General features: G+C 59.7%; 16 protein-coding genes. 7 read left to right on the top strand and 9 right to left on the bottom strand.

What is annotated here, in order from left to right; all coding sequences use genetic code 11:
* Positions 1 to 46: 46 nt before the first annotated feature.
* Together HU765_RS03800 and HU765_RS03795 are read right to left on the bottom strand one after the other, a co-directional pair.
* On the bottom strand, positions 47 to 5,530 hold the full coding sequence (locus HU765_RS03800; protein ID WP_186619215.1) for an AAA family ATPase: 5,484 nt from the start codon (positions 5,528 to 5,530) through the stop codon (positions 47 to 49).
* Positions 5,531 to 5,792: 262 nt separating this feature from the next.
* Positions 5,793 to 6,347 carry a TetR/AcrR family transcriptional regulator gene (locus HU765_RS03795; protein ID WP_186619100.1) on the bottom strand — a complete coding sequence of 185 codons (555 nt, stop codon included), beginning with the start codon at positions 6,345 to 6,347 and terminating at the stop codon, positions 5,793 to 5,795.
* Between the two features lie 126 nt (positions 6,348 to 6,473).
* Between HU765_RS03795 and HU765_RS03790 the strand changes: the two genes are divergently transcribed.
* Together HU765_RS03790 and HU765_RS03785 are read left to right on the top strand one after the other, a co-directional pair.
* A complete protein-coding gene (locus tag HU765_RS03790) occupies positions 6,474 to 7,094 on the top strand; it encodes a DJ-1/PfpI family protein (protein ID WP_238344642.1) in 621 nt (206 codons plus the stop codon).
* Between the two features lie 115 nt (positions 7,095 to 7,209).
* The gene (locus HU765_RS03785) at positions 7,210 to 7,740 is read left to right on the top strand and encodes a DUF2867 domain-containing protein (RefSeq protein ID WP_186619098.1); all 531 of its coding nucleotides are present in this window, start codon (positions 7,210 to 7,212) and stop codon (positions 7,738 to 7,740) included.
* A gap of 33 nt (positions 7,741 to 7,773) precedes the next feature.
* Here HU765_RS03785 and HU765_RS03780 read toward each other — a convergent pair whose 3' ends face one another.
* The 4 genes from HU765_RS03780 to HU765_RS03765 form a co-directional block, all read right to left on the bottom strand.
* Positions 7,774 to 8,508 (bottom strand): NAD(P)-binding domain-containing protein, encoded by a 735-nt coding sequence (locus tag HU765_RS03780; protein ID WP_186619097.1) that lies wholly within the window; start codon positions 8,506 to 8,508, stop codon positions 7,774 to 7,776.
* A gap of 17 nt (positions 8,509 to 8,525) precedes the next feature.
* Complete coding sequence (locus HU765_RS03775; protein WP_186619214.1) at positions 8,526 to 9,398, bottom strand: isocitrate lyase/phosphoenolpyruvate mutase family protein; 873 nt, start codon at positions 9,396 to 9,398, stop codon at positions 8,526 to 8,528.
* Positions 9,399 to 9,423: 25 nt separating this feature from the next.
* Positions 9,424 to 10,731, bottom strand: a complete 1,308-nt coding sequence (gene dctA, locus HU765_RS03770; protein WP_186619096.1) for a C4-dicarboxylate transporter DctA — start codon at positions 10,729 to 10,731, stop codon at positions 9,424 to 9,426.
* Between the two features lie 109 nt (positions 10,732 to 10,840).
* Positions 10,841 to 12,010 carry a mandelate racemase/muconate lactonizing enzyme family protein gene (locus HU765_RS03765; protein ID WP_186546547.1) on the bottom strand — a complete coding sequence of 390 codons (1,170 nt, stop codon included), beginning with the start codon at positions 12,008 to 12,010 and terminating at the stop codon, positions 10,841 to 10,843.
* Between the two features lie 98 nt (positions 12,011 to 12,108).
* Here HU765_RS03765 and HU765_RS03760 point away from each other — a divergent pair, with 98 nt between their 5' ends.
* Positions 12,109 to 12,984, top strand: coding sequence for a LysR family transcriptional regulator (locus tag HU765_RS03760; RefSeq protein ID WP_186619095.1), 876 nt, complete (start codon positions 12,109 to 12,111; stop codon positions 12,982 to 12,984).
* Between the two features lie 62 nt (positions 12,985 to 13,046).
* Here HU765_RS03760 and HU765_RS03755 read toward each other — a convergent pair whose 3' ends face one another.
* Entirely contained in the window at positions 13,047 to 13,937 is an 891-nt protein-coding gene (locus tag HU765_RS03755; RefSeq protein ID WP_186619094.1) for an MBL fold metallo-hydrolase, read from the bottom strand.
* 126 nt (positions 13,938 to 14,063) lie between these two features.
* Between HU765_RS03755 and HU765_RS03750 the strand changes: the two genes are divergently transcribed.
* Both HU765_RS03750 and HU765_RS03745 read left to right on the top strand, forming a co-directional pair.
* Entirely contained in the window at positions 14,064 to 15,047 is a 984-nt protein-coding gene (locus tag HU765_RS03750; protein ID WP_186619093.1) for a helix-turn-helix domain-containing protein, read from the top strand.
* 126 nt (positions 15,048 to 15,173) lie between these two features.
* Positions 15,174 to 15,626, top strand: coding sequence for a thiol-disulfide oxidoreductase DCC family protein (locus HU765_RS03745; protein ID WP_186619092.1), 453 nt, complete (start codon positions 15,174 to 15,176; stop codon positions 15,624 to 15,626).
* Here the strand turns inward: HU765_RS03745 and HU765_RS03740 are convergent.
* On the bottom strand, positions 15,609 to 16,106 hold the full coding sequence (locus tag HU765_RS03740) for a DUF2269 domain-containing protein (RefSeq protein WP_186619091.1): 498 nt from the start codon (positions 16,104 to 16,106) through the stop codon (positions 15,609 to 15,611). The two genes, HU765_RS03745 and HU765_RS03740, sit on opposite strands and share 18 nt — an antisense overlap.
* A 1-nt stretch (position 16,107) precedes the next feature.
* Complete coding sequence (locus tag HU765_RS03735; protein WP_186619090.1) at positions 16,108 to 17,235, bottom strand: saccharopine dehydrogenase; 1,128 nt, start codon at positions 17,233 to 17,235, stop codon at positions 16,108 to 16,110.
* Between the two features lie 163 nt (positions 17,236 to 17,398).
* Between HU765_RS03735 and HU765_RS03730 the strand changes: the two genes are divergently transcribed.
* Both HU765_RS03730 and HU765_RS03725 read left to right on the top strand, forming a co-directional pair.
* Entirely contained in the window at positions 17,399 to 17,614 is a 216-nt protein-coding gene (locus HU765_RS03730; protein ID WP_186546560.1) for a PLD nuclease N-terminal domain-containing protein, read from the top strand.
* A 257-nt stretch (positions 17,615 to 17,871) separates the two neighbouring features.
* Positions 17,872 to 18,348, top strand: coding sequence for a hemerythrin domain-containing protein (locus HU765_RS03725; RefSeq protein WP_186619213.1), 477 nt, complete (start codon positions 17,872 to 17,874; stop codon positions 18,346 to 18,348).
* Positions 18,349 to 18,954 lie beyond the last annotated feature (606 nt).

Below are 18,954 nucleotides of genomic sequence, written 5' to 3'. Positions count from 1 at the left end.
CCCAGACGCCCGCCATTGATGTTTTTGGCGGGCGTTTTTTTGCCTGTCAGAGTGGCTCTTCAGCGGGCAGCACGAACTGCACCACGGCGCCGCAAGGCCGGTTAGCGCAAGCCCAGAGCTGGCCGCCATGCACCTCGATGGTCGAACGGCAAATCGCCAGGCCCATGCCCAGCCCACTGGGTTTGGTGGTGTAGAACGGCGTAAACAGGTGCTCGCTGGACTGTGAGCCGAAACCCGGTCCGGAGTCGCTGACACTCACCCACACCTGCCCCGCCTCGTCGCGTTGCGTGCGGATGAGTAACTCGCGAGGGCCGCCCACCGTAGCGCTCATGGCTTCCAGTGCGTTCATTATGAGGTTGAGCACGACTTGCTGCAGTTCGACCCGGTCGCCATTGACCGCCGGCAGTTCGGCCAACATGTCGACGCGGATCGCGACCGCGGCCTTTTCGGCCTGACCGCGAATGATTTCGATGACTTCACCAATCACTTCATTGAGGTTCACCGACTCCCTGGGCTGTGGCGCCTTGCGAATGAGTCCGCGGATGCGCGCCAGCACTTCGCTGCCTCGATTGGCATCTTTGACGATGCGCTCCAGACACAGGCGTACCTCCTCGACATTCGCCGGCTGCGCCGTCAACCAGCGCACGGCCGCCTGTGCACTGGCCAACGTCGAGGCCAGCGGCTGGCTGACTTCATGGGCGATCGACGCGGCGAGCTGACCCATTGTGGCTACGCGACAGGCATGCGCCAGTTCTGCCTGAATCTCGCGATAACGCTGCTCGCTGTCGTGGTGTTGTGCTTCAGCCTGCTTGCGCTCGGTCAGGTCGAGGACGAACGCCACGCCTTTTAGTTGATCGCTTTCAAGCAAAGCAAGGCCGACAAGCACCGGCAAGCGACTGCCATCCTTACGCAAATATTGCTTTTCGAACGGCGCCGCGCGGCCCGTGGCAAACGCTTGCGCGAGCGCGCGCTCACTGACAGGCAAAAATTCCGGCGGGGTCATATCCCGCCAGCGCACCCGACCGCACAGCAAATCCTCGCGCTCGTAGCCAACCATGCGCAGAAACGCATCATTGGCTTCCACCACCTCACCCTGAGCCGACCAGAACAGAATACCGATGATATCGGCGTCGACGAGCCGACGGATCTTGGCCTCACGCAGCTGGACATCGCGGTACAGACGCGCGTTGACCAACGAAATCGCAGCCTGGGAAGCGACCAGCTTGAGCGCGGCGATTCGCGAGGTGCTGAACACCCGCGTGCTCAGGTTGTTTTCCAGGTACAGCGCCCCCATCAACTGCGCCTGATGCAGCAACGGCAGGCACAGCACCGACCGTGCGCGATGTTCGCGAACGTAAGGGTCGTCGGCGAACGGCGGTTCGCTCAAAGCATCATCGAGGAACAGGTTTTCCCGGGTCCGCAGCACATGAAAGAGGATTGACTGAGGCACCATGGCGGCGCTGACCGGCCCCTCGCGCAGGGACACTTGTGTAGTGTCATCATGGACCATTGCCTCGGCCGTGATACGTTGCTCGCCTGCCTCCAGCAGAATCAGTAAACCGCGCTCCGCGCCGGCCTGTTCGAGCGCGGTGCGCATGACCATTTCGATCAATTTCTCCAGCACGATTTCACTGGACGCCGCTTGCGATACCTTCAGCACCGTGGCCAGATCAAGACGTTCGACGGGTGTGGCAATCGTACTGGTAGGACCGGGCAACGTTTTTTCCGCACGCAGAAACGCATGGCTGGCCTCCAACTGCTCAACCTTGCCGTCGGCGCCCCAGCGCTGATAGGCATAACGAGCGTCTTGCAGGTACATCCGGGCGATCCTGGTCAGGCCACGCTCCGTATAAAAGCGTGACGCCAGTTCGTTGGCCAACGCTTCGATGTGCACAAAACCGCTGGCCTGCGCCAGATGGATGGCCTGTTCATAATGCTGTTCGGCCTCCAGCGCGCGCCCTTCGAGGCGAGCCATTTCTCCCTCCAGGAGTGTGGCGTGGCTGGCGTAGTTCTGCTCGCACAGATCGGCCCATGTTCGCAGTTGTCGATAATGAGCCGCCACCCGTTCAAGTTCGGCTCTCGGCTCGCCGGCAGGCGCGCTGTTGCACTGAGCGGCCAGGGTCAGGGCGCTGTAGAACGCGTATTCAGCCTCTTCGATAAACAGGTGCGAGGCATGCAACAGTTGCTGCGCGGCTTGCCCTGCCCGCGCCGCGGCTTCGTAGTCGCCAGCAAGATAACGCGCCTGCAACGTGCGAATCGAGCGCCAGCAGGCCGAGACCAGCGACGTCGCGGTGCGGCGATGCCGTTTGCTGGGCGCCGTCGATCGTCCAGGTTCCAGGCTGCCGAAAAGTCGCGTCTGGCCACGCAGCATCTGAATAAACGCCAACTGCGTTTCGATGAAGTCGACACCTACGGCGAAGCCGATTTTGCGGGCGTAAACCAAGGCCTTTTCGGCCTCTGCCTGCACATCGGCCAAGGGCTCGCCAGTGGCCAGCATATTGGATACCAGACTGTTGCCGGCAAAGGCGCCTACCGGTAGATCACCGGTCCGGGTGGCAACCTCGAACACCTGACGTAGCGGCTCGACACAGGTACGCACCGGCTGCATCCAGCGCTGGGCAAACAACAGGAAAGCCAGTTGAGTGCGCGCCTGATAGCGCTCGAGTCCGCGCCGCTCCACCAGTCGACAACCCAGCTCGGCAAATGCCTGCCCGGCCGGATAGTCGGCAAAACGTCGACCGGCAATTCGTGACACGTTGGCATAGGCCACACACGACGCATCACTATTACCGAACTCGATGCTCAGGTTGATCGCCCTGCACATCGCCAACCCCGGCAGGTTGCCGTCCATATGCAACGCCGCCACGATCAGTTTGGTCAAGGCTTCCAGCGCCGCCAGGGCAATGGCGTCCTGCATGGGTGGCAGGTCGATCAAAGATTCGATGCTGCGGCTACCCAGTTGTCGGCTTATTCGCAGGAATTCGTCGCGCACCTCCTCGTCCGAGGGATGGGGCGACCATTCGATGCCCAGATGGCGCAGAAACGCCAGACACACCGTCACCGCGTTCTGGCTCTGATCCATAATCAGGTAGAGATCGACTTGCAGGCATGCCACCTGTGTTCGTTCCTCCACTGTCACGACGCGTTCGCACAGACGCTGCAGACGGGCTTCGGCGGCCAGCAGTTGCCGGGTCAGGAATTCGCACCAGGCCCGACCAAACTCAAGGGCGAAGATCAGCCCCCGATGCCGGCCCCAACAGGTTTCGTCGAGCAGATCAGCACCCTGGGTAAAGTACCTGAGCGCCGAGGCATACGCCGTCGAGGCTCTGGCGCGCTGGCCCGCCAGCAGGTTCAATTGCGCCAGTTGCTCGCGCTCCGACTGGCGAGCCATCAGCGGCGCACCGCGATTGAGCTGCCCGACAATCTCGAAAATCGTGTCGATGCATTCGTCCTTTGGCGCCTGATCAAGGAGTAAACGGCCGATCCGCAAATGCTTTTGCGCTCGCGCGTCCGGCGCGATCAACAGATAAGCCGCCTCCTGGATACGGTCGTGGGCAAAACCGTAGGAGTGGTCCTGGCGCGTGATCAATTCGTCACGGATAGCGGGCCAAAGTACCAGGTGAACCTGCGGCGCAGGCATCGCAAGCACGCACGACAAGGTGTCGACGTCCGCAGCGTCGCCCAGACATGCCAATTGCTGCAACGCTTGCTGCGTGCGCAGTGGCAGTTGCACCAACTTGCCCACCATCAGGTCGACAATGTTGTCGGTGTAGCCTTGAGCGTGAATAAGATCGGCATCCCAGCGCCAGCGTCTGCTCTCCTGGTCGAACGTGAGCAGACTTTCATCAACGAGGGTCTTGAGAAAGCGGATGACGAAAAACGGATTGCCGGCGGTTCTGTCCAGAATCAGCTGTGCAAGTGCCGCGACATACGCCCGGTCCGCTTGCATCGCATCGACGAGCAACGTCTCGACGTGTGCAATGGCCAGCGGTGCCAGACAAATTTCATGCACTGTGCCGCCCGCGGATTTGATCGACTGCAGCCTGGATATCAAGGGGTGCGAGGCGTCGACTTCATTGCTGCGATAGGCACCGATCAGCAAAAGATGATTCATCTTCGAACGAATCAACATTTCCTCGAGCAGATTGAGCGTTGCGGCATCCAGCCACTGCAGATCGTCGAGAAACAGTGCCAGCGGATGTTCCGCTCGGGCAAACACACCGATAAATCTGCTGAACACTTTCAGGAACCGTCGTTGCGCCAGGGCGGGCTCCAGATCGGCCAGCGCCGGGGGCTCACCAATGATCAATTTCAACTCCGGAATCAGGTCCGACATCAGCCGCGCATCGGCACCGAGCGCCGCCCGCAAAGCATCGCGCCAACCCACCATTTGCGCATCGCTCTTGCTCAGCAAGGTGCGCACCAGGCTCTGGAAGGCTTGTACCAATGTTGCGTAAGGCACGTCGCGTTTGTACTGATCGAACTTGCCGCTGGCAAACAGCCCCCTTGCCGGCACCAGCGCGCGATGCAATTCGTTGACCACAGAGGATTTGCCGATCCCTGAATATCCGCAGACCAACGCCAGTTCGGGCCGTCCATTGCCGGCCATGCGTGCGAACGCATTGACGAGACTCTCGACCTCTGACTCGCGTCCGTAGAGTTTCTCGGGAATCAACAAACGGCCGAATGTGCCTCGTTCATCCAGGGGAAATGCTTCGATGTGCTGTTGCCGTTGCCAGTGCTTCAAGCAGCGGCGCAGATCCTGTTCGACCCCCATCGCGGACTGGTAACGTTCTTCCGCGGTCTTGGCCAGCAACTTCATCACGATCTGCGAAAGCACTTGCGGCACGGTGGCGACCCGCGCGCTCGGCGACAGGGGTGTCCGGGCGATATGGCAATGCACCCATTCCATGGGATCAGCGGCGCTGAACGGCAGGGATCCGGTGAGCATTTGGTAGAGCGTGACCCCAAAGGCATAGAGGTCACTGCGCGAATCGACCGAGCGATTCATCCGCCCCGTCTGCTCCGGCGCCATGTACGCCAGAGTCCCGGCCAGGGTTTCAGGCGATTGCGCGACCTGCCGTTCGCGTGGCAAGCGCGAGGCCAGGCCGAAGCCGGTCAGACGCGCGTGGCCATCGACGCAATCGACGAGAATATGCGCAGGTTTGATGTCTTTGTGGATCAGGCCGCAGCCGTGCATCCTGGCCAGCGCCTCGGCAATGCTGATCGAGGCGCGCAGAAACGTCTCGACATCCATCGGGGCGCTGAGCAATTCGGCGAGCAACACGCCGCCGGGATCTTCGAACACCAGATGCACCCGGCCATTGTCGTGCAGCAATTCCACAGGACGGATCGCCCATTGACTATCGAGTTCATCTTTCAATGAATACTCATGAGCCAGACGGTCCAGGCTTGAGCGACCAGGCTGTTCTGCCGCGGTTGACGCCACGAGAACCGCAACAGAACCATTCCCCGCCGCACGTCTGCCACGGCAGAGTACCCGCTCGGCGTCGTCCCATAGAATCTGCATGCCTTCGTTCATAGCGTTCGCAGCCATTGGTAAACGTTTGATCATCAGGCCCCGACACGTGCCTGCCACTCGCCGACATTGCTAAACGTAGTCGAGAGAAACACAAAGAAGAAAATCGACTGAGAATCCTTGCAGTAAAACCGATGCGCGGCAATCAACCATAGGTGTTAGCGCAGGCACGCAATGCAAAGCGTAGAGGCATTTTGATCAGTGAGCCGTTATCGCATGGAGTCGTGGCAATCTATGGAACGTGGGACATGATTCAAATCCGCCACCCTGAACGCGCCGCTTCGAACAGTGAAAAGGCTCGACTCAAAAAACCGTTGAAGCGCGCAGCATCACGCCGCAGCCCTGTCTGTTGACCCCCAATCAGGCACAGATGAGCCATCTGCCCGACCAATTCTGCTTCACCTGGCAGATGGACGAAGCGGCGGCACGTCTGAATGGCGAAGTCCAATCGCCTTGCGTCGACGCGCTGCTGAAACTCGCTGACCAACGGATCGTGCAGCGACCAGGCGCGGATGGAAATTTCCCGCCCGGGTTGTTTCTCGGCGGCGATACTCAAGTAGCGTTTCAGGGTCTCGCCCGCGCTACGGCCGTGGGCCGCATAAGTGAGCATGCGCTGCGTGTAGTCTTCTTCCCAGGCGGTCAGCAAACTGCGGACAAAGTCTTCGCGATTGCGGAAATGGTGATAGAACGACCCGCGGGTGACACTCAATCGGCGCGCCAGACTTTCGGCAGAAACGCCCATGTGCCCTGCGTGGTCGAGGGCCTCGAAACCCGCCGCGATCCAATGACTGCGCGTCAGTTTTTCCATCAGTCAGTGCGCTCCATGTTTAGCGCCATACAGGCTGTGTATGGCGGACAACCGATTGATACGCTGCGAACACCTACAGAAATGGCCGTTGCGTTGTGCACGCCAGCACGTTTCATGGAGTTCGCCTTGAAGAAAATCGTTCTGGTTGCTTTCGACCAATTCACCGATATCGACCTGTTCCTGATGTGGGACATCTTAGGCCGCAACACGCAAGACTGGCATGTGCGGATATTAGCGGCCAGCGCGACCGTGCGATCGGCGCACGGCCTGCCGGTTTCAGTGCACGGTCCGCTTTGCGAGGCCAACAGTGCCGATGCGGTGTTGTTCGTCAGCGGCAAGGAAGGCATACCCGCGGCCCTGGTCGCCGCAGATTTCCTCCCCGCCTTTGCGCTTGACCCCAGCCGCCAGCGCATCGGCGCCGTCTGCGCCGGAGCTTTCATTCTCGAACGGCTTGGGCTGCTCAGCGGACAAGCGACGACTCACCCGCAGGCACGATCGGGTTTGCAAGCGCTGGGACTTGAGTGTCTGGATCAGCCGCTGGTCTCTCAGGGGAACGTTGCGACCGCCGGCGGCTGTCTTGCGGCACTCTATCTGGTGGGATGGCTGGTGCAATCCTGGTTCGGTGTCGACAAGCGCCGCGCAACATTGCTTCCTGTTCTGCCAGCCGGGCAGCAAGAGCTCTATGATGCACTGATCGGGCTCAGTATCCGCCAGGCAGAAATTGGTGTTTCGGCAGCCTCCAGCTGATCCCTCCCCGCTCAGCGAGGCTATGGACCTCATCGATGCGTGGGCATTCATATGCGCACGACCGCCACATCGCATGCCTTTTAATTAGCCGGTAGAAACTCAGGAGAGATACCCGATGCCCCAGGAATTTGAGCCCGTTATGGCTGTGCCAGTCCCCTCGGGGTCCAGCGTCGCCCACTTTTACACGTCAATGAATCTGGCGGACGCTTTCGCGATTCGGCTCCCTGCGGGCACCTGCGACGATGCGGATTTACTGGCCCGATTCATTCTTTCCAACCAGCCATTCTGGGTCGGATGGCTCATGCAAGTGCGAGACACCCTCGTGGGCTGTTTCGGTCTCAAGACAGCCAGGCAATTGGCAGCGCTGGCTGATCGGGTGGCTATCTTCAAGGTATACAGCACCAACCAGACCGAGATCGTGTTGGGAGAGGATGACAAGCACCTCGATTTCCGGATATCCATCCTGTGTTCTGCAGAGGCAGAGCCTGACGGCAGTCGCCGACTGGTTTTTTCAACGGTGGTCCAGTGTCACAACCGTCTGGGCCGGACTTACATTTTCGTCATTGCCCCGTTTCACCGCTTGGTTGTCAGGGCCAGCCTGCGTCGTGCCGCGCGCCTCGGCTGGCCTCTGGCGACTTCTGCTTAAGTGCCCAGTCGCCGTCCCCGCCAGCCCTTGCGATCACGCTGTCATTTCGCGATTGGTGGCGACAATCTGCTCATGGGTAAACTCGCTGCCGGGCGCCATGAAACGAGTTATCAACGCATCGCGGTTCAGCGGCGATCGAGCCTTGTCCGCCGCATCGAGCGCCAGCTTCAGGGTCGGCAACGTCAGCTCGGTGCAGTACGCCGGGGTGCCGGGTTGCTGACGCCACGAGTCGTGGAGAGTGCCCGCAACCAACGCGGTAAAGCCCGTATCCGCCACCAGACTCTGCACGAGGGCCAGAGCGCCGGGATCATCCCCGGCGACCGGTAAGGCAATACGCGCCGCAGCGCCGTCAGGTTGGCCCTTTTCAGCCAGCGTGGCGGCGAGCGCGGCGTTCCAGGCTTTGATGACCGGGCGGCCGATCTGCTCGCTGACCCAGACGCTCTCGGGCTTGCCGTCATCGACATCCTTGATCGCCCCGTCACGCTGCGGATAGTAATTGGAGGTGTCGATGACAACGACCGATTCAGGCACCTGACTCAGTGTCTGCTTGAGGTCCGGGTATTTGGCAAAGGGGATCGAGAGAATGATGACCTCCACCCCGACCACCGCCTGCTCTTTGCCCACCGCGTGTGCGCCGATGCCGTCAGCAAGATCCTGAATACTGTGCGGGTCTTTCGAATTCGCCAGTTTGATGTGATGGCCGCACGCAGCCAGCTTGCGCGCCAGCGTCGCGCCGATGTTGCCGGCGCCGATAATGCCGATGTTCATTTCAATAGACTCCTGCATCAATTCGAAGCCTGTGCTGACTTCAACCAGTTCATTGCCCATTCGCGGTAATCGTCCGAGCGCGTATATCTCTCGAGCAGCTCGGGCAGGGAAAGTTCGCGCCCCTGCACACCACTTTGCTCGCGCAGCGTCGCATATGTCGCTTCGATCGCCGACAAATAAGGCGCATGGCCGTTTACCACGATCCGCACATTGGCGGCGCTGAGCCGCTCGATATCGAGCAGTGCAGGGTTGGCGTAGTTGATCAGCATGATGGGCACCGACAGATGCGCCGTCAGCGCGTGCAGGTGCTCGAAGTCCTCTACGCCGACAAGGCAAATCGCATCGGCGCCTGCCTGTTCATAAGCGCGGGTGCGCGCGATGCAATCTTCAGTGCTGGTCACGGCTGCGTTCGTGCGGGCAATGATGCTGAGCGCCTGATCCGAACGGGCGAAGCGCGCAGCGTAGACCTTGCTGGCGGCCTCTTGCGTCGCGATCAGACCCTGCGCCGGCGCGCCGTAACGAGCCGGCAGGTGGGTATCCTCCAACGTCAGCGCGGCGACTCCGGCTTTCTGCAACTCGGTCACGGTACGCATCACATTCAGTGCATTGCCATAGCCGTGATCGGCATCGGCAATCACCGGAATCTGGCTGACCCGCCCTACCCGGCCAACCTGTTCGACATACTTATCCAGAGTGAGCAAAGCAATGTCCGGCGCGCCGAGCACTTGCAGCGACGCAACGGAGCCGCCCTGTATGGCAACCTCAAACCCCAGGTCGGCGGCCATTCGCGCCGAAATGGGATCGAACACCGAAGCGGCAAACTTGCAGACGGAGCCGTGAAGCAACTCGGCGAACGCCTTGCGCAAGTCATGGTGGGATCGCTCAATCATTTTTCGTTCCCCCTGCATTCGCCGATTACTTCTGCGCCAACAGGGCTTTTCTCGCCGCCTTGTCGTGCTTCATCGCCGCAATCTCACGTTCGCACGCCTCGACGTCAAACGAGTTGTCCCACTTGGCAATGGCGATGGTGCCGATGCCGTTGCCGATCAGGTTGGTCACCGCTCGCGCCTCGTTGAGGAAGCGGTCGATGCCCAGCAACAACACCAGTCCGACCAGGGGAATCGAATGGATGGTGGTCAACGTTGCCGCCAGCGTCACAAATCCCGCCCCCGCTACACCGGCCGAGCCTTTGGATGTCAACAGGAACACGCCGAGCAGAATCATCTGATCCATGAACGTCAGAGGCGTGTTGGTCGCCTGGGCGATAAAGATCGCGGCCATGGTCAGATAGATGCAGGTACCGTCCGCATTGAACGTGTAGCCGGTGGGCAAGACCATGCCGACCACGGATTTCTTGCAGCCGAGCTTTTCCAGTTTGACCATCATTCGCGGCAGCACTGCTTCGGTCGAACAGGTGCCCAGGGTGATGAGGATTTCATCCTTGAAGTAACGCAAGAACTGCATCAGCGGCATACCTGACCATCGCGCTACCGCGCCCAGCACCACGACAATGAAAATCAGCGTCGTGATGTACAGCGCCACCAGCAACTGCCCCAGCGACAGCAAGGTACCGATGCCATATTTGCCAATGGTGAACGCCATGCCGGCACCGGCACCGAGCGGCGCCAGACGCATGACCATCGCGACGATCTTGAACAGGCCTTGCAGGAACAGATCGATGGTGTTGATCAGCGGCTTGCTGGTTTCGCCCATTTGCACCAGAGCAACCCCCATCAACACCGACAGCAGAATCACCTGCAGCATGACGCCATTGGAGAACGCACCGAGAAAGGTATGCGGAATGATGTTGAGGAAGAACTCGACGAGACCGCCCTGCTCGCTCGCCGCCTGACTGTATTTGTTGACAGCGCTGCCATCGAGGGTGCCGGCGTTGATGTTCATGCCGGCGCCAGGCTTGACCACGTTGACCACAATCAGGCCGACCACCAGAGCGATGGTGGAAAGAATCTCGAAGTAGATCAGCGCTTTCACACCGATCCGTCCGACCTCCTTGATGCTGCCCATCTTGGCGATACCGACTACCACCGTGCCGAAAATAATCGGCGCCAGGAGCATTTTGATCAGCTTGATGAAACCGTCGGCAAACGGCTGCAGTTTGGCGCCGATATCCGGCACGAAGTAACCGATGGCGGCACCGATCACGATGCCGATCAGCACCTGCACATAGAGCTGGCTGTACCAGCGCGATTTTGAAGTTTCCACGAGAGCACCTCATTTTATTGTTGTGATGGGCGTGTGGCGTTGGCGTCGAGAATGACACCTGAAACCTGAAGTGGCGGCCTCATTCACCGAGGCCGCAGATGAAACGGAATCAGCCCTCGCCCAGTTCACGCATGACGGCGTACAGCGCGGACTTGGCTTCGAAGCCGACCCCCGGGATATCCGGCAGGCCGACATAGCCGTTTTCGACACGGATGCCGTCGGCGAAGCCGCCGAAAGGCTGGAACACGTCCGGGTACGATTCGTTGCCGCCCAGGTGCAGGCCGGCGGCGATGTTCAGCGACATCTGGTGGCCGCCATGGGGCACGACGCGGCGCGAGGACCAGCCCATTTCTTCCATCACTTTCAGGGTGCGCATGTATTCAACGAGGCCGTAGGACAGCGCGCAATCGAACTGCAAATAGTCGCGATCAGGGCGCATGCCGCCATGGCGCAACAGGTTGCGCGCGTCCTGATGGGAGAACAGGTTTTCGCCGGTGGCCATCGGCAGTTCGTAGTGATTGGCCAGTTCGGCCTGAAGCGCATAATCCAGCGGATCGCCGACTTCTTCGTACCAGAACAGGTTGTACTTTTTGATCGCTTCGGCGTAAGCGATACCAGTCTGCAGATCGAAGCGCCCGTTGGCGTCGACCGCCAGGCGCTGGCCGTCGCCGACCACTTCCAGCACCGCTTCGATGCGACGGATGTCTTCGTCCAGCGGCACCGCGCCAATCTTCATCTTGACCACGTCGTAGCCACGATCCAGGTAGCTTTGCATTTCCGCCTTGAGCTTGGTCTGATCCTTGCCCGGGTAGTAATAACCACCCGCCGCGTAGACCCAGACTTTGTCATCGGCCACGCCGTTGCGGTAACGGTCGGCGAGCAGGCGGTACAGCGGTTTGCCTTCGATTTTCGCGACCGCATCCCACACCGCCATATCGAGGGTGCCGACCGCCACCGAGCGTTCGCCGTGGCCACCCGGCTTTTCGTTAGTCATCAGGGCTTTCCAGATGGCGAACGGATCGAGGTTATTGTTCTCGTGATCGATCAGCGTTTCCGGATCGGCTTCTGTGACCCGCGCCAGAAAGCGATCGCGCATCAACGCGCCCTGCCCGTAGCGACCGTTGGAGTTGAAGCCGTAACCGATGACCGGTTTACCGTCGCGAATCACGTCCGTGACAACCGCGACGACCGAGCAGGTCATCTTCGAAAAATCGATGTAGGCATTGGCGATGGGCGACGCAATAGAGACGGTTTTTTCACGGATATCGACGATACGCATGACGGGTTCCTCTTGTTGTGGTGGCCCCACGTTATGCTTTGCGATGACACCCGCCCAATGCTATTAATGCCGCGCCCTATGCACAGGAGGCATTGCCCTTGGAACTGGTTTGGCTTGAGGATTTTTCCGCGCTGGCCGAGTACGGCAGCTTTGTCCGGGCCGCTGAAGCGCGGCACGTTACGCAGCCGGCGTTCAGTCGCCGCGTGCGTTCGCTGGAGAACTGGATGGGCGTCGACCTGTTTGTACGCACCCCGCAGGGCGCGACGTTGACCGAGGCCGGTAGACAGATTTTGCCCAGCGCCCAGGAAGCGGCCCGGCGTCTATATCGACTGCGCTCCGAGGCGCAGGAAGTCGCCGGCATGGCGGCCAAGCAGCTGCAATTTGCGGCCACTCACTCGCTGTCGTTCACGTTCTTTCCGCGCTGGTTGCGAAGTGCAGAGAATGGCGCGCCGATCGATGCGGTACAGCTGCATTCCGACAGCATGGCCGTGTGCGAGCAGATGCTGATTCATGGCCAGGTGCAGTTTCTGTTGTGCCATCGTCACCCCGACGTTCCGCCGTTGCTGGCACCCGATCAGTTCATTGGAAAAAAGGTCGGCGAAGATGTACTCGTGCCGCTGGCAAGTCCTTCCGCGCAGTGCGGAACCGCCCCTGAAACCCTGCCCTATCTGGCCTATACCCACGAATCCGGTCTGGGCCGAATCGTAGCGCACAGGCTTCACGGCAAGGCCGATTATCTACACCTCAAGCCGTTGTTCAGCAGCCACCTGGCCGCGGTGCTGATGTCCATGGCACTGGAAAGCAAGGGTGTGGCGTGGCTACCGAAAAGCCTGACGGAACAGGAAATGGCTGACGGTCGTCTGGTCAGGGCACTTGATGAAAGCTGGGACATTCGCCTGGAAATTCACCTGACGCGCCCGACCGCGCCGATCAGTCCTTCAGCCGAAGAGTTCTGGGCGAAACTGGGCGAGTGATGTGCCAATCGTCCGCGTAAGCCCGGGCGCATCGGCGACACGCCCGGGCAGAGGTGAATCAATCAGAACTGCTGCGACGTACCGTCCGCCGGGATGTCCACGCGGCTCTCAATGCCGTGCTTTTGCACATAGCTGCGCAATTCGTCGCGGGTCAGGGACATGTGGTTGATCGCGTCCATGTGCACGGCAACGATTTTCGCGTCTTTCGCTACCTGCGTCGCTCGCAGAACGTCTTCCTCGCCCATGATGATCGAGCCTTCGTAACCGCTCATTTTCGCTTTGCCAGCGTTGAGAACGATCACTTGCGGGTGAAACTTCTCGATGGCCTGATCGACTTCCTTGCGCCAGACGGTATCGCCGGCGAGGTAAAGCGTTTTATAACCCGGGGCCTGGAACACCACGCCCATGGCCTCCCCCAACGGTTTGGCCAAGGCCGGCACGGCGTACATTTCGTCGGTGCCGTGCTGTCCGCCGGTCTTGGTGATTTTAACGCCACCGAACTCGGCCTCATTGGTCAGCACATGTACATTCTTGAAGCCTTGCGAACGAATCAACTGCGCATCTTCTTCATGCTGGGCGAACAGAGGGATGTCTTTTGGCAGCGCTTTTTGCGCGGCGTCATCCCAATGATCAAGGTGCGTGTGCGTAACGATGACGGCATCGACGCCGGCAATCACTTGCTCCGGGGACTCGGTCAGGTCAACCAGCGGGTTACGCAGGTTGCTGCGGTAGGTGTTTTCGAACCCTGGATACGTGCCCTTTTTGGCGAGCATGGGATCGATCAGAAAAGTCGTGTCGCCGTAGGTGATTTTCACCGTGGCGTTACGTACTTGTTGCAGATTCAGCTTGTGTGCGGCTTCAGGCTTCGACCGCGTTTCGGTCTCTGCGAACGCTGGTGCAGTCACCGTGGCGCAAGCAATGCTCAGGGCAAATGGAAGCGTTTTGAGTGTCATGGAAATCATCCTGTTCGTTAATGAATGCGTCCATTTTTGCTGAAATCTGCCGTAGCCAACAGCGGCCTGAATGACATTTATCGATATAATCGGGCCAACTTGACACAGTCAAACCGAGACTTCTATATGCCCCCCATCCGTGTTGCCGTACTGGCGTTCGACGGCGTCAGCCTTTTCCACTTGTCGGTGCCGGGCATTGTCCTGGCGACGGCCAATCCGGCGTCCACCGAGCCCCGTTACGAGATCAGCTACTGCGCGCAAGCGCCGGGCATGATCAGCAGTGACCAAGGCATTGGCCTGGCGATCAGTCATGGGCTGGAATTGATGGCGGTGTCCGACGTCATCATCATTCCGGCATGGGGCGGTCGGTCGATCAGCGCTTCTGCAGCGCTTGTGCAGGCGCTGCAAAATGCCCATGCCGAAGGCAAGCTGATCGTCGGTTTATGCCTGGGTGCGTTTGTGCTGGGCGATGCTGGCTTGCTCGATGGCAAGGAGGCGACAACGCACTGGGCGGCACGCGACGAGTTCGCGCAACGTTTCCCCAAGGTTCGTTTTCGCCCCGAGGTGCTGTACGTCACCGACGACAACCTGATGACCTCGGCGGGTACCGTGGCGGCCATCGACTGCTGTTTGCACCTGATACGCCAGCGCTTCGGTGCGGATGTAGCCAATCACACGGCGAAAATGCTGGTCACGCCACCGCACCGCCAAGGCGGCCAGGCGCAATATGTCGAGCACCCGGTGCCACAGCTGTCGAGCGAAACGCATTTTTCTGAAGTTCTGGCCTGGGCCCGCATGAACTTGGGGGAGAACCTGTCGCTGGACCTGTTGGCGGAAAAAGCCAGGATGAGTCGACGCACCTTCACCCGCCGATTCAAGGAAGCCACCGGCACGACGGTGTCCAAATGGCTCAACGCTGAGCGCGTGATCAGAGCGCAGGCGTTACTGGAAACCACGGATTTGCCGGTTGAATGCATTGCCGGGGAGGCCGGTTTTGGCACGCCGCTCTCGTTGCGGCAACAGTTTGCGGCTCATTTGGGGACGTCGCCGTCGGACTATCGAAAGATGTTTTGTCTGGGGGTGAAGCGGGACAGCGGTGCACAAACGTGATGAGCCGGGCGGCTTGTTTTGTCCGGGTTCGAATTGATTACAGCGGCGCGGCAGCCTCTCACTGTCGAACCTGCGCCTGTTGATCGAGGTTATCATCGCGACAACTGCTGCCAAGGACATCCGCCCATGCCGTCCACGAAAACCCGCCCCATCCCCGCACCGCTGCTGCAGCCCGGCGAAACCGTGGTGCTGTTTGATGGCGTGTGCAAACTGTGCAACGGCTGGGCACGGTTGCTGATTCGGCATGATCGCCAGCGCCGTGTGCGCCTGGCAGCAGTGCAGTCGCCCGAGGGCCAAGCGTTGCTGGCGTGGGCCGGTTTGCCGTTGGATGAGTTCGACACGATGGCAGTGATTCGTGACCGACAGTACTGGGAGCGTTCGGATGCGTTTCTGGAAGTGGTCGGGCAACTGCCTGGACGCTGGCAGCCGCTAAAGCTGCTGCGCGTTTTTCCGCGTCGCCTGCGCGACTGGGCGTACGACCGCATTGCGCTGAATCGCTATCGGCTGTTCGGCAAATACGACACTTGCCTGCTGCCAACAGCAGATCATGAAAAGCGTTTTCTAAAAGCCCAGGGTTAGGCCGATCAGTTGCAGCGGCGTCATCTTCGTCACCATCATCAACACGATGACAAACATCCCGGCGAACCCGCAAACGCCCATCCAGAACCACCATCGATACACGCTGGCGTAGCGACTCTCCAAGGGCTGGCCGCTCGCCTCGGCGCCCACAGCCATTGCATGCAGGCGTTTTTGCAACAACAGCACCGGCAGCCACAGTGCGCCCACGCAAACGAAGATGACCAGCGAGGTCAGCAGCCAACCGGTACTCATGGGCAATCCTGAAAGGCGCATCAGCAGATAGCCAGTGATGATCTGCACGAAGCCTGCAGGCGTGGTGATCCATGCATCAAAGCGCACGACCATCCGCGCCACATGCGCAATCACTTGCGGGTTGCCCGTGCGGCTGGCGGCGATCAGGTAAAGATACGAGCCCATGCCGAATCCGAACAGGAAAACTGCGGCAATCACATGCAGATATTTGATGCACAGATACAGCATCTCAACGCTGCCCTTGCGAGAACTGCACCGACAGGCTCAGATTGGCCGGATCGTTGATTGCCGCCAGGTATTCGGCGACGCTGATTTCACCCACGCAAGGCCGTGCGCCGGATTGCGGCACATAGCCCGAGGCCATTTTCACGGCCAGGGCCACGGCGGCGCAGCTGGGAATTTCCGGGCCTTTGTCATTCAACGCGGTGAGCTGAGCGGTCATGGTCAGCGGCTTGCCATCAATGCCAATGCCACGGACATCGATGTACATCGCGCTCTTGCCATCGCCGAAACGTTCGAACCGCGTGCCCAGACGATGCAGCCTCGCTGCCCAGCGGGCATGATCACGCACCAGGCCGAACCGCAGGGCTTGCGCCAGCAACGCGTTGGCCACGCCGCCGAGCTTCAGGCCGGCGCCTGCCTTGAAACTCAGGGTCTGCGCGCCGTAGCGACGGGCGAAAATATCCATATCCGGCACATCGACATTGGCGAGTAGTCGCGTGCCCAACTGCGGCATCTTGCGCAGGGAAAGGTCGAGCCAGCCCAGCACTTCATGCACCTGGCCATGCCTGAGTTGCCTGATCGGTTTGCCGGCGTAGGCCAGCACGCCTTCCACCGTGGACAGCCCCGGCATCTTCGCCGAGGAAGAAATGCCATGCTCGATCGAATCAATGCATGAGAAACGATGGCGCTGCTCGTCGATGATGGCTGAGGACAGCGTCGGCACCGAACTGCAACCGCTGAGGATCGCCACGCCCGCCTGTCTGGCGCTGGCATCGAGCGCACCGATGCCGTTGACGAAGGTGCGGCAATCGGACAGGTCGCAGTAGTTCACGCCGGCACCGATGCAACTTTCGGCGACCGCGTAGGACTGCCCTTGAAACGGCCCGCCGGTATGCACCACCAGTTGAATGTTCAGTGTACTCAACGCGGCTTGAAATCCAGCGCCCATCGCGTCACCGCACCAGCCTTCGCAGGCACGGCCCGACTGCGCTTGCAGCTCATCAATCTTGACTTGCAACTTGCCCGCATCGCGCCCCGACAGCACCAATTCAACCTGCGGCATCACCGTCAGATGCTGACACACGATGCTGCCAAAATTGCCGTAACCACCGACGACCATGACCCTGAACGCCATCTCACTGTCCCTGTTCTATCTATCGTGGTTTGGAGGATATAGGGCGCAGCGGCGATCAGAAATGAAATTTGAAACCGGATATGGCAACAGCCGCTGCCGTCTAAAAAGAATGAACCCGGCGCCGCTTGCACCACCTAACCCATAGACCATCAGGAGGTAGCCTATGCAAATCGAAACCGTGTGGATCGTATTGGCGGTCATTCTCGTGCTGATCGAGCTTTGGGCCATCAACCGGGTGCGTAAAAGCGAGGGGAAATCGAGTAACAAGGGCGTGTGGATTGTGCTGATTGTATTTGTGCCGCTGTTCGGCCTCATCGCCTGGGCATTGGCGGGGCCCAAGCATGTCGGTCACGTTTCGTCTTCCCAAGCGAACCGATGAGGCAGCGGGTGCGTGCCCGGTCCATTCATTGCAACAAAACCAGCCCGGCACTCGCCGGGCTTGTTATCTGCAATGCCTGATCGAGGGCATTCATGCAGGCTGCACGAAAGCGCAAGAGCTTAACCGCGCCAAAGCCTTGTAATACCGGGGCTGGCGTCAAACGAAACGTTGGCACGACTCCTGCGAAAGCTTCAAGGAATACACAGCAGCGCCAACAGACGCTGTGTTCTATCCGTGAAAAGCAGAGGCCTAAAATAATGAATGCCATCGACCTTCTCAAAGCCGACCATGAAAAAGTAAAAGCCATTCTCAGCCAGTTGAGCGAATCAACCGACCGGGCGCTGAAAAAGCGCGTCGAGTTGCTGGGCAAACTGGAAATGGAAATCACCATCCACACCCGCCTTGAAGAAGAAATTCTTTATCCCGCCTTCAAAGAGGCCGGCAGCAAGGAAGAGGACGTCATGTACTACGAAGCCAAGGAAGAACACCGCACCGTGGATTCGCTGGTGCTGCCTGACCTGAAATTGACCGATCCGGGCACGCCGGAATTTGCCGGTCGCGTGAAAGTGGTCAAGGAGCTGTTGGAACATCACATCGAGGAGGAAGAAAAGGAAATGTTTCCTCAGGCGAAAAAGCTGTTGGGCAAGGCGAAGCTCGACGAACTGGGTGCGCAGATGGAGGCCATGAAGGCGAGCTACAAGAAGGAAATGGCGGCAGGCAACATGGCCGCTTAAAGTAATGGAACACCGAGGCCCGGCAGCGTTGCCGGGCTTTTTTTGTGTGGATTTTGTGGGTTGCCTTGAATCCCGAGTACACCTTGTAACCCTGTGGGAGTGGGCTTGCCCACGAAGGCGTCGGGTCAGGCGATTCATTTGTATCTGGAGGACCGCTTTCGCGAGCAAGCCCGCTCCCACAGGAGTTTTTGGGTGTCAGCAGACTTTGCGGCACTGCCAACATCCATGTGGGAGCGAGCTTGCTCGCGAAGGCAATCTGTCCGCCAGAGCAGCGTTGACTGACCCGGCGCTTTCGCGAGCAAGCTCGCTCCCACAGGTTTCTTTGGGTGTCAGCAGACTTTGCGGCACCTACAAATATCCATGTGGGAGCGGGCTTGCTCGCGAAGGCAATCTGTCAGCCAGAACAGTGTTGGCTGATCCGGCGCTTTCGCGAGCAGGCTCGCTCCCACAGGTGGCTTTGGGTGTCAGCAAACTTTGCGGCACTGCAAATATCCATGTGGGAGCGAGCTTGCTCGCGAAGGCAATCTGTCGGCGTTTTTCAAGGTAGTTGTCGCGTCAGCGATGTTGCTATGCCACTTTCACGGTCACGCTGAGTTCCCTTTCAGG

Source organism: Pseudomonas sp. SWRI81 (assembly GCF_014268545.1).
In the GTDB taxonomy this organism is placed as follows: domain Bacteria; phylum Pseudomonadota; class Gammaproteobacteria; order Pseudomonadales; family Pseudomonadaceae; genus Aquipseudomonas; species Aquipseudomonas hamedanensis.
Note: the sequence above shows the minus strand (reverse complement) of the source record. Positions and strands in the feature narration are given on the sequence as shown.

What these genes read in the sequence shown, in the direction of transcription:
- HU765_RS03800 (WP_186619215.1), bottom strand. Translation starts at nt 5,530, where the DNA reads ATGCAGATTCTATGGGACGACGCCGAGCGGGTACTCTGCCGTGGCAGA.
- HU765_RS03795 (WP_186619100.1), bottom strand. Translation starts at nt 6,347, where the DNA reads ATGGAAAAACTGACGCGCAGTCATTGGATCGCGGCGGGTTTCGAGGCC.
- HU765_RS03785 (WP_186619098.1), top strand. Translation starts at nt 7,210, where the DNA reads ATGCCCCAGGAATTTGAGCCCGTTATGGCTGTGCCAGTCCCCTCGGGG.
- HU765_RS03780 (WP_186619097.1), bottom strand. Translation starts at nt 8,508, where the DNA reads ATGAACATCGGCATTATCGGCGCCGGCAACATCGGCGCGACGCTGGCG.
- HU765_RS03775 (WP_186619214.1), bottom strand. Translation starts at nt 9,398, where the DNA reads ATGATTGAGCGATCCCACCATGACTTGCGCAAGGCGTTCGCCGAGTTG.
- HU765_RS03765 (WP_186546547.1), bottom strand. Translation starts at nt 12,010, where the DNA reads ATGCGTATCGTCGATATCCGTGAAAAAACCGTCTCTATTGCGTCGCCC.
- HU765_RS03755 (WP_186619094.1), bottom strand. Translation starts at nt 13,937, where the DNA reads ATGACACTCAAAACGCTTCCATTTGCCCTGAGCATTGCTTGCGCCACG.
- HU765_RS03750 (WP_186619093.1), top strand. Translation starts at nt 14,064, where the DNA reads ATGCCCCCCATCCGTGTTGCCGTACTGGCGTTCGACGGCGTCAGCCTT.
- HU765_RS03745 (WP_186619092.1), top strand. Translation starts at nt 15,174, where the DNA reads ATGCCGTCCACGAAAACCCGCCCCATCCCCGCACCGCTGCTGCAGCCC.
- HU765_RS03740 (WP_186619091.1), bottom strand. Translation starts at nt 16,106, where the DNA reads ATGCTGTATCTGTGCATCAAATATCTGCATGTGATTGCCGCAGTTTTC.
- HU765_RS03735 (WP_186619090.1), bottom strand. Translation starts at nt 17,235, where the DNA reads ATGGCGTTCAGGGTCATGGTCGTCGGTGGTTACGGCAATTTTGGCAGC.
- HU765_RS03730 (WP_186546560.1), top strand. Translation starts at nt 17,399, where the DNA reads ATGCAAATCGAAACCGTGTGGATCGTATTGGCGGTCATTCTCGTGCTG.
- HU765_RS03725 (WP_186619213.1), top strand. Translation starts at nt 17,872, where the DNA reads ATGAATGCCATCGACCTTCTCAAAGCCGACCATGAAAAAGTAAAAGCC.